The organism is Nonomuraea sp. NPDC051298 (assembly GCF_055586305.1).
The window spans coordinates 108,003-122,587 of the sequence record NZ_JBVJIM010000027.1 but is presented as its reverse complement, the minus strand read 5'-3'; the positions used below and the strand labels follow the sequence as shown (position 1 = coordinate 122,587).

12 protein-coding genes and 2 pseudogenes are annotated in these 14,585 nt (G+C 68.6%); 7 read left to right on the top strand and 7 right to left on the bottom strand.

The window, feature by feature from the left end:
- Positions 1-197 precede the first annotated feature (197 nt).
- Complete coding sequence (locus tag ACZ6S0_RS44645; RefSeq protein WP_465925614.1) at positions 198-473, top strand: winged helix-turn-helix transcriptional regulator; 276 nt, start codon at positions 198-200, stop codon at positions 471-473.
- Here the strand turns inward: ACZ6S0_RS44645 and ACZ6S0_RS44640 are convergent.
- Positions 409-1,755: a PP2C family protein-serine/threonine phosphatase gene (locus ACZ6S0_RS44640; RefSeq protein WP_465925612.1), complete on the bottom strand. Its 1,347-nt coding sequence runs from the start codon at positions 1,753-1,755 to the stop codon at positions 409-411. The genes ACZ6S0_RS44645 and ACZ6S0_RS44640 overlap by 65 nt on opposite strands.
- Before the next feature lie 399 nt (positions 1,756-2,154).
- Here ACZ6S0_RS44640 and ACZ6S0_RS44635 point away from each other — a divergent pair, with 399 nt between their 5' ends.
- The 3 genes from ACZ6S0_RS44635 (at position 2,155) to ACZ6S0_RS44625 (ending at position 6,514) form a co-directional block, all read left to right on the top strand.
- Entirely contained in the window at positions 2,155-3,858 is a 1,704-nt protein-coding gene (locus ACZ6S0_RS44635) for an enoyl-CoA hydratase-related protein (protein WP_465925610.1), read from the top strand.
- Between the two features lie 16 nt (positions 3,859-3,874).
- Positions 3,875-5,404 carry a helix-turn-helix domain-containing protein gene (locus tag ACZ6S0_RS44630; RefSeq protein ID WP_465925608.1) on the top strand — a complete coding sequence of 510 codons (1,530 nt, stop codon included), beginning with the start codon at positions 3,875-3,877 and terminating at the stop codon, positions 5,402-5,404.
- Positions 5,405-5,473: 69 nt separating this feature from the next.
- Entirely contained in the window at positions 5,474-6,514 is a 1,041-nt protein-coding gene (locus tag ACZ6S0_RS44625; RefSeq protein WP_465925606.1) for a tyrosine-type recombinase/integrase, read from the top strand.
- A 136-nt stretch (positions 6,515-6,650) separates the two neighbouring features.
- Here the strand turns inward: ACZ6S0_RS44625 and ACZ6S0_RS44620 are convergent, their stop codons facing one another.
- Positions 6,651-6,905 carry a helix-turn-helix domain-containing protein gene (locus ACZ6S0_RS44620; RefSeq protein WP_344877587.1) on the bottom strand — a complete coding sequence of 85 codons (255 nt, stop codon included), beginning with the start codon at positions 6,903-6,905 and terminating at the stop codon, positions 6,651-6,653.
- Positions 6,906-7,082: 177 nt separating this feature from the next.
- On the bottom strand, positions 7,083-7,544 hold the full coding sequence (locus tag ACZ6S0_RS44615) for a MarR family winged helix-turn-helix transcriptional regulator (protein WP_465925603.1): 462 nt from the start codon (positions 7,542-7,544) through the stop codon (positions 7,083-7,085).
- 125 nt (positions 7,545-7,669) lie between these two features.
- On the opposite strand from ACZ6S0_RS44615, the gene ACZ6S0_RS44610 reads away from it, so the two are divergent.
- On the top strand, positions 7,670-8,029 hold the full coding sequence (locus ACZ6S0_RS44610) for a DMT family transporter (RefSeq protein WP_465925601.1): 360 nt from the start codon (positions 7,670-7,672) through the stop codon (positions 8,027-8,029).
- Between the two features lie 76 nt (positions 8,030-8,105).
- Positions 8,106-8,426, top strand: coding sequence for a DMT family transporter (locus tag ACZ6S0_RS44605; RefSeq protein ID WP_344877593.1), 321 nt, complete (start codon positions 8,106-8,108; stop codon positions 8,424-8,426).
- Between the two features lie 71 nt (positions 8,427-8,497).
- Here the strand turns inward: ACZ6S0_RS44605 and ACZ6S0_RS44600 are convergent, their stop codons facing one another.
- The 3 genes from ACZ6S0_RS44600 to ACZ6S0_RS44590 all read right to left on the bottom strand — a co-directional run bounded on the left by ACZ6S0_RS44600 (position 8,498) and on the right by ACZ6S0_RS44590 (position 12,973).
- Positions 8,498-9,691, bottom strand: coding sequence for a L,D-transpeptidase (locus tag ACZ6S0_RS44600; protein ID WP_465925599.1), 1,194 nt, complete (start codon positions 9,689-9,691; stop codon positions 8,498-8,500).
- A gap of 194 nt (positions 9,692-9,885) precedes the next feature.
- Positions 9,886-12,108 carry an SF1B family DNA helicase RecD2 gene (recD2, locus tag ACZ6S0_RS44595; protein ID WP_465925597.1) on the bottom strand — a complete coding sequence of 741 codons (2,223 nt, stop codon included), beginning with the start codon at positions 12,106-12,108 and terminating at the stop codon, positions 9,886-9,888.
- Positions 12,109-12,694: 586 nt separating this feature from the next.
- Positions 12,695-12,973 carry a hypothetical protein gene (locus tag ACZ6S0_RS44590; protein ID WP_465925627.1) on the bottom strand — a complete coding sequence of 93 codons (279 nt, stop codon included), beginning with the start codon at positions 12,971-12,973 and terminating at the stop codon, positions 12,695-12,697.
- Between ACZ6S0_RS44590 and ACZ6S0_RS44585 the strand changes: the two are divergent.
- Positions 12,966-13,368: pseudogene (locus ACZ6S0_RS44585) on the top strand (IS701 family transposase); the annotation flags it as partial. The gene ACZ6S0_RS44590 and the pseudogene ACZ6S0_RS44585 sit on opposite strands and share 8 nt — an antisense overlap.
- A gap of 578 nt (positions 13,369-13,946) precedes the next feature.
- Here the strand turns inward: ACZ6S0_RS44585 and ACZ6S0_RS44580 are convergent.
- Positions 13,947-14,567 (bottom strand): annotated as a pseudogene (locus ACZ6S0_RS44580) (RHS repeat-associated core domain-containing protein); the annotation flags it as partial.
- Positions 14,568-14,585: the final 18 nt, after the last annotated feature.

Genomic DNA, 14,585 nt, shown 5'->3' with positions numbered 1-14,585 from the left:
TTCTACTGAGACGCCGTGCTCCTCGGGCGTCTCAGTAGAACTGTCACAACCGAGGTGGATGAGCCTCTCTGTGTCGCATCAATTGAGACGGGACAACAGGATCAGCGACAAGTGGGTGAGTCTCATTCTCAACGCGCTCGCCGACGGCCCTCAGCGCCAGCGGTCTATCCCGTACCGTCACCGGTGTCAGCCAGAAAATGCTCACCCAGACCCTGCGCACCCTGGAACGCGATGGTCTGGTGTCCCGCTCGGTCATGCCGTCCGTCCCGGTACGGGTCGACTATGCCCTCACCCGGCTGGGCGTCAGCTTGCTCCCCGTGCTGCAGGCGATCAAGTGCTGGGCCGAGACGCACATCGAACAGGTCAACGCCGCCCGCGACACCTACGACACGACACCACGCCCGGTTCTCACACTGCCTTGGCCAGGAGCAGGGCGATGTCGTCGCGGTCGGTGTTCGGGCACTGTGTTCTGACCACCATGTCGCAGATTCGCTCGATCCCCAGCGGTGGCCCCGTCAGTAGCCCCCGTAACTTGGCGAGTCCTTCGTCGATGCTCCATTCCCGCCCCTCCACCAGCCCATCGGTGTAGAGGGCGAGCAGCCCGCCGGAAGGCAAGGCGAACTCGCAGAGGTCAAAGGGCTCGGTGCCGACGCCCAAGGGCGGGCCGGGGGTGACGGGGACCGTGTCGGCGACCCCGTTGGGCTGGATGAGGATGGGCGGCAGGTGGCCGGCACTGGCGATCTCGACCTTGCCCGACGGGCGGTCGTATCTGGCGTAGGCGCAGGTCGCGATCTGTTCCAGGTCGAGTTGCTGGGCTACCCGGTTGAGGCGGTACAGCAGCTCGGCGGGATCGGGGTCGAGGCTGGCGAGGGTCTGGGTGGCGGTGCGGAGCTGGCCCATGGTGGCGGCGGCGCGTACGCCGTGGCCCATGACGTCGCCGACGACGAGGGCGGTGCGGTCGCTGTCGAGTGGGATGACGTCGTACCAGTCGCCGCCCACTCCGGCCAGGTCGCTGGCGGGCAGGTAGCGGTGCGCGATCTCCAGGCCGGGCGGCGCCTTGATGAGGCTCGGCATCAGGCTGCTCTGGAGCATGAGCGCGGTGCGTCGCTCTCTGGCGTACAGGCGGGCGTTGTCGATGCAGATGGCGGTGCGGGCGGCGAGTTCCTCGACGAGCGCGACGTCGGCCTGGTCGAACTGCTCGCTGGTGGCCTGCCGGACGAGGACGAGGAAGCCGAGCACGTTGCCGCGCGCGAGCAGCGGTGTGACGAGGAAGGAGCAGCCGGGCAGCAGCCGGGCGATGACGTCGCGGCCGAACGCTTTGGCGTTCTCGTCGCCGACGCTCTGCGGGAGCCGGGGCACGAGAACGGTTCTGGCGGTGGCCATGGCTTGGCCCTGGGGCAGGTAGGGCGGGTAGACGACGACCTCGCCGACCGGGAACGCGGTGTCCCAGTCCCAGGGGTTCTCGACCGCGGCCGCCGTGGCCATCCTGCGGACCAGGGCCGAGCCGTCGTGGGGGCGTGTGGGGAATTCTCCCTCGGTGATGAGGCGCTCCTGCACCATGATCCCGCCGGTGTCGGCGCACCTGGGCACGGCCACGTCGAGCAGTTCGCGGCAGGTCTGGGTCAGGTCCAGGGTGCTGCCGATGCGGGTGCTGGTCTCGTTGAGGAAGGTCAGGCGTTCGTGCGAGGTGGTGGTGGCGCCCAGCCGCAGCTCATCGCGGCTGCGGGGATCTTTGATCAGGAATCCGGGAATCACCGAGGTGCGCCCTCTGTGTGATGGGGGATCGCGGCCTGTTCGATGCAGCACGATACCAGGTCGGGGGTGTGTGATGGGATCGCGCGGGTCCTTACGTTCGATGATCGGCCTGCTCGCGGCGCTCCCCGCTCCCCCGTTCGGGTGTGGCGGGTGGGGCATGGTGGTGGTGGGATCTTTTGGGCAAAGTGGGGCAATTGGGGTTGGTTGGGGTGGGTTTTTGCGGTGAACGGTCACCAGTAGTAGGCGATTCGTGTCAGCATCGACGGTATGTATGGGTCGTATGGGTCTGCCGTAAATGTGTGTGACGTGTGGGGCAGCCCGCCGTCCGCCCGGTAGTGCTCCGTCCCGGTACCGACTGCTCCCCCGCCTGTGCTCCCCCGCCTGGAAAGAAGACCCGCGTTGCGTATCCTGCTGCTCTGCTCATCCTTCAACGGCCTGACCCAGCGTGCCTGGCTGGAGTTGCGCCGGGCCGGTCATGACGTCGCCGTGGAGCTGGCGCTCTCCGAGGAGCTGATGGTGGAGGCGGCCGAGCTGGTCAAGCCGGATCTGATCATCTGCCCGTTCCTGAAGGAGCGGGTGCCGTCGGCGTTGTGGCGGGGCTACCGTACGGTGATCATCCACCCGGGGCCGCCCGGGGACCGGGGGCCGTCGTCGCTGGACTGGGCGATCACCGACGCGGAGACGGAGTGGGGCGTGACGGCGCTGCAGGCGGTGGAGGAGATGGACGCCGGCCCGATCTGGGGCTACCGGACGTTCCCGTTGCCGGATGAGGCGCCGCGTAAGTCGGCGCTGTACAACGGGCCGGTGGCGGACGCGGCGGTGGAGCTGGTGGCGGAGGTGGCGGCCAGGGCGGCCGACCCGGCGTTCGTGCCGGCGCCGCTGGACTACCGCTCCCCCGAGGTGCGCGGGCGGCTGCGGCGGGCGATGCGGCATGCCGACCGGGAGTTCTCGTGGGAGGAGCCGACGGAGGAGATCCTGCGGCGGGTGCGGGCGGCCGATGGGGCGCCGGGCGGGCGGGCGCGGTTGTTCGACCTGCCGGTGCGGGTGTTCGACGTGTACCGGGGGCCGGAGCTTTCTGGTCCGGCGGGTGAGGTGTCGGCGCGGCGTGAGGGTGCGGTGCTGGTGCACACCGGCGACGGGACGGTGTGGGTGGGGCACGTGCGGGTGGAGCAGGAGGGCGCGGTCAAGCTGCCGGCCGCGCTGGCGCTGGGTGAGCTGGTGGCGGAGGTGCCGCAGCGGCCCGGCTACAGCGAGATCACCTACGATCGCAGCGAGGGTGTGGGGGTGGTGAGCTTCGACTTCTACAACGGGGCGATGTCGACCGATCAGTGCCGTCGGCTGGCTTCGGCGTTGCGGTACGCGGTGGCGCAGGACACGCGGGTGCTGGTGGTGCGGGGCGGGGAGGTGTTCTCGAACGGCATCCATCTGAACGTGATCGAGGCGGCGCGTCACCCGGAGCTGGAGGCGTGGATGAACATCAACGCGATCAACACGGTGTGCCGGGAGATCGTGGGGTGCACGAGCCAGTTGGTGGTGACCTCCATCGGGGGGAACGCGGGTGCGGGTGGCGTGATGATGGGGCTGGGGGCGGACCGGGTGATCGTGCGGGAGTCGGTGGTGCTCAATCCGCATTATCGGACGATGGGGTTGTTCGGCAGCGAGTACTGGACGTATGTGCTGCCGCGCCGGGTGGGTGCGGAGCGGGCGCGGCGGCTGACGCAGGAGGCGTTGCCGATCGGGGCGGTCGAGGCGGTGGAGTGCGGGCTGGCGGACAAGGCGCTGGGTGGTTCGCGGCTGGACTTCGAGCGGCGGGTGCTGGAGTACGCCGAGCGGCTGGCGGGCGATGCGGGCTACGACCGGTTGCTGGCGGGGCGGCAGCAGGTGCGTGAGGTGGATGAGCGGCGCAAGCCGCTGGACGCCTACCGGGCCGAGGAGCTGGCGGAGATGAGCCGGGACATGTTCGATGATCGCAACGGGTTCCGGCAGGGGCGGCGGGCGTTCGTGCACAAGGTGAAGGCGCAGGCGACGCCGGAGCATCTGGCGGGTCATCGGGAGTTGTCCGGCGCGTCGGACCCCTCTGACGCGGTGGCATCTCATATGTGAGATATGGTCTGCTGTTGTGGCAGATGATTACCTTGTGCGGATCGGCCGGTTGATCCGTGACGCGCGTCAGCATCGCGGTTGGACACAGCTTCAGCTCGCCGATGCGCTGGCGACGAGCCAGAGCGCGGTGAACCGGATCGAGCGCGGCAACCAGAACATCAGTCTTGAGATGATCGCCCGGATCGGTGAGGCGCTCGACAGTGAGATCGTCTCGCTGGGCTATGCCGGGCCGATGCATCTCCGGGTGGTGGGCGGTCGCCGGCTGTCGGGCAGCATCGATGTCAAGACGTCGAAGAACGCGTGTGTGGCGCTGCTGTGCGCGTCGCTGCTGAACTCCGGGCGGACGATCTTGCGGAAGGTGGCGCGGATCGAGGAGGTGTACCGGATCCTGGAGGTGCTGGCCTCGATCGGGGTCCGGGCGCGGTGGATCAACGAGGGCAGCGATCTGGAGATCGTGCCTCCGGCGCGGCTGGAGCTGGAGGCGATGGACACCGAGGCGGCCCGCCGTACCAGGAGTGTGATCATGTTCCTGGGGCCGTTGATGCATCGTACGGAGCAGTTCCAGATCCCGTACGCGGGCGGTTGTGATCTGGGCACCCGTACGGTGCAGCCGCACATGTCGGCCCTGAAGCACTTCGGGCTGGACATCACCGCGACCGGCGGCTTCTACCACGCGCGGGTGGATCGGGGGGCGGCGCCGTCGCGGCCGATCGTGCTGACCGAGCGCGGTGACACCGTGACGGAGAACGCGCTGCTGGCGGCGGCCCGGCACGACGGGGTGACGGTGATCCGCAACGCCTCGTCCAACTACATGGTGCAGGATCTGTGCTTCTTCCTGGAGCAGCTCGGGGTGCGGGTGGAGGGGGTGGGGACGACGACGCTGACGGTGCACGGGCTGCCGTTCATCGAGCGGGACGTCGACTACTCCCCCTCCGAGGATCCGGTCGAGGCGATGAGCCTGCTGGCGGCGGCGGTGGTGACCTCCTCGGAGCTGACGATCTGCCGGGTGCCGGTGGAGTTCCTGGAGATCGAGCTGGCGGTGCTGGAGGAGATGGGCCTGGATCACGATCGGGGGCGGGAGTACGCGGCGGCCAACGGGCGTACGCGGCTGGTGGACCTGACGGTCCGGCCCTCGAAGCTGGTCTCCCCCATCGACAAGATCCATCCGATGCCGTTCCCGGGGCTGAACATCGACAACGTGCCGTTCTTCGCCGCGATCGCGGCGGCGGCGCAGGGTTCGACGTTGATCCACGACTGGGTGTACGACAACCGGGCGATCTATCTGACGGAGCTGACGCGGCTGGGGGCGTCGGTGAAGCTGCTGGATCCGCACCGGGTGCTGGTGGAGGGTCCGACGCGGTGGCGCAGCGCGGAGATGATGTGCCCGCCGGCGTTGCGTCCGGCGGTGGTGGTGCTGCTGGCGATGATGGCGGCCGAGGGCACGTCGGTGCTGCGCAACGTGTACGTGATCAACCGGGGGTATGAGGACCTGGCGGAGCGGTTGAACGCGCTGGGGGCTCGGATCGAGACGTTCCGCGACATCTAGCAGGAGGTTTTGTCGGTGCCGGCCGCTACCGTCGTGGGTGGATCTTCGACCTGACGGAGGGGGTGGCCGGTGCGGCCTGCGGAGCTCGACCGGGTGACGGTGGCGGAGGCGGCGGCGCGCTATGTGGAGCTGGTGCGGGCCAAGACGCTGACGGGGGCGCTGGCGGCCTCGACGGCGGAGCTGTACGCGCGTGACGTGGCCACACTGGTGGAGCTGGCCGGTGAGCAGGTGGTGCTCGACGATCTGACCGGCGTGGATGTCGACGCGATCCTGCTGGCGTTCGCGCGCCGGCCCGACGGCCGGTCGGCGGGCCGGTCGGCCGGGGTGCCCGCCGCCGTGGCGGGGGCGGGGCAGTCGGCGTCGTCGCAGGCGCGTTTTCGCCGGTCGGTGTCGGCGTTGTTCAAGCACGCGGCGCTGGTGGGGTGGGTGCAGGTCAATCCGATGACGCAGTCGACGGTGACGGCCAAGGAGCGGGGCGGGCTGCGGGCCGAGCGGCGGGCGTTGACGCGTGAGCAGGCGCAGGGGCTGATCGGGGCGGCGCGGGCGCTGCTGGAGGAGCCGGCGCGGGAGGCCAAGCGGCGTGATCAGCGTACGGGGTTGCGTGACGCGGTGATCGTGCTGCTGCTGGCGACGGTGGGGCCGCGGGTGTCGGAGCTGGTGCGGGCGAACGTGGAGGACTTCTTCACCAACGACGGGGTGCGTTACTGGCGGATCTTCGGCAAGGGCGGGCGGACGCGGGATGTGCCGTTGCCGGGTGACGTGGGGCGGGTGCTGGAGGCGTACCTGGAGCGAGGGCGGGCGCGGGTGGATGACAAGGCGCTGCTGTTGTCGTGGCGGGGGCGGCGGTTGGCGCGCGGTGACGTGCAGGCGGTGATCGACCGGGTGCAGCGGGGGGTGGCGGCCGATCAGCGGCGGTCGGTGACGCCGCACGGGCTGCGGCACACCACGGCCACGCATCTGCTGGCCGACGCGGTGGACATGGACGCGGTGCGGCGTGTGCTGGGGCACGGCGACCTGTCGACGCTGGGGCGATACCGGGACGAGTTGCCGGGTGAGCTGGAGGTGGCGATGCGGACGCACCCGTTGCTGCGCTCCCGCCCGCCATCGTGAGCCGCCGTCGTGAGCTGCCGCATCGGTGTCGGCGGCTCGGTCGGCGGCAGGTGGGGCCGCGGGTTCGCGGGAGTGCCGGGGCTCGGAGGGAGTGTCCCCGGCCGCCCTTTCCGTGATCGGAGGGCTGGGGGCGCGGTCAGGGAGCGGGGGCGGGGGTGGAACGGATGGTGAGGTGGTCGAGGGAGATGTCGAGGACGTCGGCCAGGGCGGCGATGGTGAAGAACGCCGGGGTGGCGATGCGCCCGGTCTCGATCTTGCGGAGGGTCTCTGCGGACATGCCCGCCGCGGCGGCGACCTCGACGATGCTGCGTTCGCCACGTGCCTCGCGCAGCACCAGGCCGAGTTGCTCGCCGCGGAGCCGCTCTTCGGGGGTCAGCGGTGGTCGCACCATGCTCCCACTGTATACCCGGGGCGGCGGGCGGGGCTGCGGTGACAGGCGCGTCCCGAGGCCCTCGTCCGAGTGGCCCGTCCGAGTGGCCCGGGTGAGTGCCTGGGTGGGTTCTCCGCGTGAGTGCTGCGGGTGGGGGTGGCGTCCGGGGGTGGCTCGCGTCCGGGGAGCGGCGGGTCGTCAGCGCAGCGCGCCCAGGGCGGTGAGGGCTGCGGCGAGTCCCGGGTCCGCCTGTCCCGCCTCGGCCAGGGCGGCGCTGAGCGTCTCCTCGTAGGTACGGCTCGCCTCGGCGAACTTGACCCGGCCCGTCTCGGTGACGACGGTGTAGACCCCTCGCTTGTCGTCGGGGCACAGGTCCCGGTAGGCGAAGTCCGCCGCGTGCAGCCGGGCCACCAGGCGGGTCACCGAGCTCTGGTTGAGCCCGACCTTGTCGGCCAGTTCCTGCATGCGCAGTTCGCCGTTGGCGGAGGCGGTCAGGTGGCCGAGCGCGCGGTACTCCGACAGGCCGATGCCGTGCCCGCGTTGCAAGGCGGTGGCCAGGTGGCTCTCCACGCGGGCGTGCAGGAGCAGCATGCGGTTCCAGGCGGCGGCGGTGTCCGAGACGGGCGGCGCGGGGACCGGGACGGGGGCTGCGGGGGTCATGGAACCTCCTCGTTCGGCGACCGTTCCGGTCCTGGTGTGACCGGCTTGACACCAGCATACATGTACATGCATCATTCTGCGGGATAGTTACTTGCATACACATACAAACAGAAAGGGCCTCTCCCGTGGCCTGGATCTATCTGCTCATCGCGTCCGTCTTCGAGGTCGTCTTCGCCCTGGCGACCAACGCCACCGAGGGCTTCACGCGGCTCTGGCCGTCCCTGCTCACGGCGGGCGCGGCGGCCGGCGGCATCTTCTTCCTCAGCCTCGCGCTCAGGACGCTGGACGTCGGCGTCGGCTACACCGTCTGGACCGGCATCGGCTCGGTCGGCACGGTCGTGCTGGGCTCGGTGATCTTCGGGGAGGAGATCACCATCTGGAAGGCCCTGGCCTTCCTCCTGATCATCGGCGGCGTGCTGGGGCTGAAGCTCGCCGACCGCCTGACCGCGGGCTCCGGCGCCGCCGACAAGCCGTCCGCAGCCTGAACCCCTCCCGGACGCATCTCGCCCGCCACCCGAACCCGCCCCGGCTCCGCCGCCAAGCCCCTAAGGAAACCTCGTCATGGCCTGGATCTACCTCTCGATCGCGATCATCTTCGAGATCGGCTTCGCCCTCGGCACCAACGCCACCAACGGCTTCACCCGCCTGTGGCCCTCGGTCTTCACCCTGGTGTCGGCCGCCGGCGGCATCTTCTTCCTCAGCCTCGCGCTCAGGACGCTGGACGTCGGCGTCGGCTACACCGTCTGGACCGGCATCGGCTCCATCGGAACGGTCCTGCTCGGCGCGCTCATCTTCAAGGAGCGGATCACCCCGGCCAAGCTCGGCTCGTTCGCCGCGATCATCGGCGGCGTCGTCCTGCTCAGGCTCGCCGCCGGGGTCTGAGCAGGGGGCTGAGCCGCCGCGCGCCGGTCGCCGGTACCGGTCGGCGGGGGTCGGCGGGGCCGGTCGAGTGGCTACTTGTCGTCGTCCAGGGCGCTGCCCTTCTTCCACTGGGAGAACGACATCTGCCAGTAGCCCCAGCCGTTGTTCCACTCCAGCTCGCGGTCGGTGCCGACGATCTCGACGACGTCGCCGCGCTGGACGTTGTCGTAGAACCACTTGGCCTGGTCGGGGCGGGCGTTGATGCAGCCGTGGCTGACGTTGCGCACGCCCTGGGCCCACACGTTGTCCTTGGCGTGGACGTACTCGCCGGAGTTGGAGATGCGCACGGCGTGGTTGATCATCACGTCGTAGAAGCCGGGGTCGCCCTTCTCGCGGCCCGGGGAGATCATCCGGACCGGGTTGCCGCGTTCCATGGTGAGGTGGACGCCGGAGGTGGTGGTGTATTCGCGGGTGGTGGCCATGCCGGCGCTGATGCGCATGGTCTGGACGCGCTTGCCGTCCTTGTAGACGTACATCATCTTCTTGCGGGTGTCGACCTTGCTGATCTGCTTGGCGCCGATCTTGAGGTTGGCCGTGTAGTCCTTGACCCCGTACAGGCCCTTTCCGCCCTTGATGCCGTCGATGTCGGCGGTGAAGGTGACCTTCTGGTGGGCGGGCCAGTATTTGGCGGTGCGGTAGATGACGACGGTGTCGTTGATCCACCGCCAGGCGCCCTCCACCGGCTTTTCGGCCTCGACCTGCAAGGCGCGTTCGATGGTGGCCTTGTTGGTGACCGGCTGGTTGAAGGTGACGATGATGGGCGCGCCGACCCCGAGGGTCTCGCCCTTGGCGTTGGGGGTCACGTCGGCGACCTGCAGGGCGCGTTCGGGCTTGGCCGTGCTGAACGTGCTGGTCTTCGTGGTGACGCCGGCCCGCGCGGTGACGGTGTAGCTGGTGGACGGCTTCAGCGCGGTCTTGGACATCCAGCGGGTCTTGTCGGTGTTGTACTTGCCCTCGAGCTGTTCGCCGTCGGCCTCGACGACGACGTCCTCGAGGGCGCCGCCCGCGGCGGTGACGACGACCTTCTTGTCGGGGTTGACCTTGCTGGTGCCCTCGGCGGGGGTGATGGCGACGGTGGGCGCCTGGGGGGTCGCGGTGATGGTGGCTTCGGGCGCGTCCGGCTCCTGGGCGGTGGGGCCGCCGCCGGAGCATGAGGCCGTCAGGGCAGCCGCCGTGAGCAGCGCGAGGGCTGTGGCGGGTCTCCTCCAGGCGGGCGCAACGTTCAAGATTGTCCTCTCCCCAAGGGCACCAAAAGGCACCCCGAAAACCTTAATGCTCCTGCATGTAAGACGCGGAATCATTTGGGAGAGTTCGATCACATTTCGATTACTGATCGGACGCAGATTGGGCGCAGGTCTGCGCCCAATCGTGGGCGGGCGTCGGCGGGCGTCGGCGGCGCGCCGCAGGCCGGGCGGGTGTGTCAGGCGGGGCGGCGGCGGTTGAGGCGGTGCGTCAGGCCGGTGTGGCGGCGTCCCGCTCCCCTGGTGCGTACGGCCTGGGCCAGCGCCCGCCGCGAGCCGACGATGACGACGAGCTTCTTGGCCCGGGTGATCGCGGTGTAGAGGAGGTTGCGCTGCAGCATCATCCACGCGCTGGTGGCCAGCGGAATGACGACGGCGGGATATTCGCTGCCCTGCGAGCGGTGAATGGAGACGGCGTAGGCGTGGGCCAGCTCGTCGAGTTCGTCGAAGGCGTAGTCGACGGCCTCGTCCTCGTCGGTCAGGACGGTGAGCTTGTGCTCGTCGGGACGGATGTCGGTGACGATGCCGACCGTGCCGTTGAACACCCCCGCCGCGCCCTTGTCGTAGTTGTTGCGCAACTGGGTGACCTTGTCGCCGACGCGGAAGACGCGGCCGCCGTAGCGGCGTTCCTGCATGCCCTCGCGGGCGGGGGTCAGGGCCTCCTGCAGGGCGGTGTTGAGCGCGCCTGCGCCGGCGGCGCCGCGGTGCATGGGCGCCAGGACCTGGACGTCGCGGCGGGGGTCGAGGCGGAAGCGGCGCGGGATGCGGCGGGCCACGACGTCGACGGTGAGGGCGGCGATCTCCTCCGGCTCCTCGCACGGGAACAGGAAGAAGTCCTTCATGTCCTCCAGGACGGGGTGGCGGCCGGTGTTGACGCGGTGGGCGTTGACGACGACGCCCGACTCCTGCGCCTGGCGGAAGATCTGGGTCAACCGGACGCGCGGGACGTCGTCGGCGGCCAGCAGGTCCTTGAGCACCTCGCCGGCGCCGACCGAGGGAAGCTGGTCGACGTCGCCGACGAACAGCAGGTGCGCGCCGGGCGCGACCGCCTTGACGAGCTTGTTGGCCAGCAGCAGGTCGAGCATGGACGCCTCGTCCACCACGACGAGGTCGGCGTCGAGGGGGTTGTCGCGGTCGAAGGTGGCCTCGCCGCCGGGCCGCAACTGCAGCAGGCGGTGCACGGTGGTGGCCTCGTGGCCGGTCAGCTCGGCCAGGCGCTTGGCGGCGCGGCCGGTGGGGGCGGCCAGGATCACCCTGGCGCGCTTGGCGCGGGCCAGCAGCACGATGGAGCGTACGGTGAAGCTCTTGCCGCAGCCGGGCCCGCCGGTCAGCACGGCCACCTTCTCGGTCAGGGCCAGGCGGACGGCCTGGCGCTGCTCGGCGGCCAGTTCGGCGCCGGTCTGGCCGTGCAGCCAGGTCTCGGCGCGTTCCCAGTCGACGTCGGCGAACGCCTTGAGCCGGTCGTGGCCGCTGTTGAGCAGGCTCAGCAGGCCGCCGGCCAGGGCGGTCTCGGCGCGGTGGAAGGGCGGCAGGTAGACGGCGGGCACGAGGGTGTCGCCCGCGGGGACGTGCTCGCGTACGACGCCCTCCTCGGTGACGAGCTCCTCCAGGCAGGTGGTGACGAGGTCGGCGCCCACCTCGAGGATCTTGACGGCGTCGGCGGCGAGGTTGGGGGCGGGCAGGTAGCAGTGGCCGTCGTCGGCGGCCTGGGACAGGGTGTAGCGCAGGCCGGCCTTGACGCGTTCGGGGCTGTCGTGGGGGATGCCGACGGCCTGGGCGATGGTGTCGGCGGTCTTGAAGCCGATCCCCCACACGTCGTCGGCGAGTTTGTAGGGCTGGGTGCGGACGACGGTGATGGAGTTCTCGCCGTACTGCTTGAAGATGCGCACGGCGATGGAGGTGGACACGCCGACGCCCTGCAGGAAGATCATCACCTCTTTGATGATCTTCTGTTCCTCCCAGGCGGCGGCGATCATCTTGGTGCGCTTGGGGCCCAGGCCGGGCACCTCGACCAGGCGTTCGGGGTGCTGCTCGATGACGTCGAGGGTGCCGGTGCCGAAATGGTCGACGATGCGCTCGGCCATCTTCGGGCCGATGCCCTTGATCAGGCCGGAGCCGAGGTAGCGGCGGATGCCCTGGACGGTGGCCGGCAGCACGGTGGTGTAGGACCAGACCTCGAACTGGCGGCCGTAGCGGGGGTGGGAGGTCCAGCGGCCCCGCAGCCGCAGCGACTCGCCGACCTGCGCGCCGAGCAGCGGCCCGACGACGGTGAGCAGCTCGGAGCCGGTGCGTTCGGTGGCCACGCGGGCGATGGTGTAGCCGGTCTCCTCATTGGCGTAGGTGACGCGTTCGAGAACACATGAAAGTTCGGTGCCGACGACAGTATCTGCACCTTCGCCCACCGCTCAGCCCCTCCGCCGTACCGCTTCCGGGGCAAGAGTAGAGGAACGGCCCGGACATTGGGGCTCTCGGCCCTGCCGCGAGGTTGTCCCGAAGCTCGTAGAACTTGAAGTGGCGATTCCCATTTCGGGGCTCACCTGATGGCAGGTCTCGGGTAACCGTCAAGTCACTCAGAGTGAGATGGGGGCCGCTGTGAGCGAGACGTACCAGAACAAGCGCTGGCCCCCGCGCATGTCGCCGAAGATGTCGTTGTGCCGTCGGCCGTGATGGTGGCGATGGAGCAGATCGCCGCCTCGATGCGCGAGTGCGTGCTCGCGTTGACCTGGGTAACTCGGCCGGAATGTCGAGGACCGGGTGCGCTCGAACAAGGCCATGGGGCTGCGCAACCTGCCGTCCAAGACGTGGAACGTCAATGTCGGCTGGGTCCTGATTCGTCAGGGGCTTGTTGATGTTCATCGGGTCTGCGGCCTTGCCCGTTATGTCCCCTGTGCGGTTGGGGCGGGCCGTCGCATGTCGCTGCGGGTGCGCCGGGTTCCACGGGCCCGGGGCTGGGCTCCTTCCTGGTCGTTGAGGGTGAGGGGCCGGCGCTCAGGCGAGGGCCGGGAGGTGGGTGAGGCGCTGCCAGGCCAGGACGAATGCCTGAGCCCAGGGCCAGGTGCGTTCAATGCGCAGGTGGCGTCGCCGGGCGTGGTCTGCCAGGCGGGCGGGCAGGTGGTAGATCCGGTAGCGCATGATGTCAGGCTCGGCACGTTCCAGGCCGTCTTGGTCGTGCAGGGTGAGCAGGCGTCGCCAGCAGTCCAGGTCGTGGCCGAGGTTGGGCGGCGAGCATCCAGTCGGCGTTGACGGTCCAGTCCTTGCATGGAGCATCGAGGAGTGTTTCCAAGCCACCAAGAACGAGATCGGGCTCGACCACTACCAGGTCCGCCGCGCAATCTCCTGGTACTGCTACATCACCCTGGTCATGGTCGCCCACGCCCGCGCCCACCTGGCCTTCCTCGCCGCCCAGCAGTCGGCCCCGTCCGACACACAGGGGGCCCTCCGCCGGACAATCACCGCCCGAGCCCACCGACCCTTACAAGTTGGACACACCAGAAGATCTGGTCCCGCTCACCGTCAACGAGATCCGTCGCCTCCATGCCCGCCGCCACCAACCCCAGCACCCCGCCTGGCATTGTTTGCGCTGGTCACGATGGAGACGCCGCCACCAAGCCCGCGCCCGCCGTTGCCACTACCAGCGACAACAACGCCTCCTCAACGGCTAAGTGCGACTGGAGTACTAACCTGCTGGCAGCGCTTGCGTGCTCTGCCTGCACCCACCTGGCCAGGGCGAATGCCTCCCGCCTATTCAGAAAGGAGTGGCCCGGCCTCACCGCGGCCCGTGGAACCGCCGTCCGCCCGAGCGTCTCGGGCAGACCGCTGTGCCATTCGCTGAGACGAACAGGACATCAGGCGGAAATCTCCATCAGCCGAAACCTGTCAGGAGGGACGCCTACCTCGTGAGTCATCGAGGTTGACGGTGCAGGCTGGATTCCAGCGCATGTGAATGATACCTCGGTTCGCCGAGTAGCCCGATGAACCGAGGTTGGTCGACTCAGGTTAGAAGTTCCACAAGAGGATGTTCCACAGGACGAATATCGTTGCGTAAATGGAGATACCCACGTAGCCGAGGATCATCGCCGTGATAGAAACTGCCATTCCCTTCCCGCTAAGATGATTTGCTCGCCAGAGGGCCACGTGCCCGAGTATGACCCCAGCCACACTTGGAATGGCGAGTGCAACCAGCCCGAGAATCGAAAGGATCAGGGCTAAAACCGCCCACGGATTCTTTGGCATGGATGCTTCACTTGTTAATATTCTGGCATTTCTTGTAGCAGTCATATCCCTTTTCGATCTCAGCCCAGGACGCGTCTTCTTCTTTCCAGAAGAGGTCCCCAAGGTGCATGTGTTTCTTAGCCCTCTTGATTGCGGCCTCGCTGACCTTGACGTCCCTCTGATGGTCCTTATTGTTGGGATCCTCGCTCCACTCGTGGATGTTCGCTGCCTTGCGGGCGGTGTCCTCACCGAAGAGGATTGCCATTGACGCGACCCAAAGGAAGTGCCGTTTCTGGCTGTCACCGCCGGTCTCGCTGCCCTTCTTGGTCGGCGATGTGTCAGACAATTTATAGGCCATCACAATCAGGTGGGCATAGAGTGCGCAGCCATCTTTGCTGAGACCAAGAGATCCACAGTGCCCTGCTTGCGCGAGTTGCTTCGCGATCTTCTTGAACAAAGGAATCTTACTCCACGTGCCGATGGGTAGCGGACTCCTTTTAGCTGTGGCTCCGTCGAGATCGGTGCAGTTGATCGGATCGCCGCCGCAGTAATCGTAGTCGTTAGCGCTCCCGCCGTACACCGGATCTTTTTGCAGGAACCGCCTCGTTACTGGATTGTAGACGCGGGCTCCCATGAGCACTACGCCGCCCTGGGCATCACTGACCTC

Coding starts and splice junctions, on each gene's coding strand:
- ACZ6S0_RS44620 (WP_344877587.1), bottom strand. CDS start 6,905: ATGGTGCGACCACCGCTGACCCCCGAAGAGCGGCTCCGCGGCGAGCAA.
- ACZ6S0_RS44615 (WP_465925603.1), bottom strand. CDS start 7,544: ATGACCCCCGCAGCCCCCGTCCCGGTCCCCGCGCCGCCCGTCTCGGAC.
- ACZ6S0_RS44605 (WP_344877593.1), top strand. CDS start 8,106: ATGGCCTGGATCTACCTCTCGATCGCGATCATCTTCGAGATCGGCTTC.
- ACZ6S0_RS44590 (WP_465925627.1), bottom strand. CDS start 12,973: ATGCTCCATGCAAGGACTGGACCGTCAACGCCGACTGGATGCTCGCCG.
- ACZ6S0_RS44645 (WP_465925614.1), top strand. CDS start 198: ATGCTCACCCAGACCCTGCGCACCCTGGAACGCGATGGTCTGGTGTCC.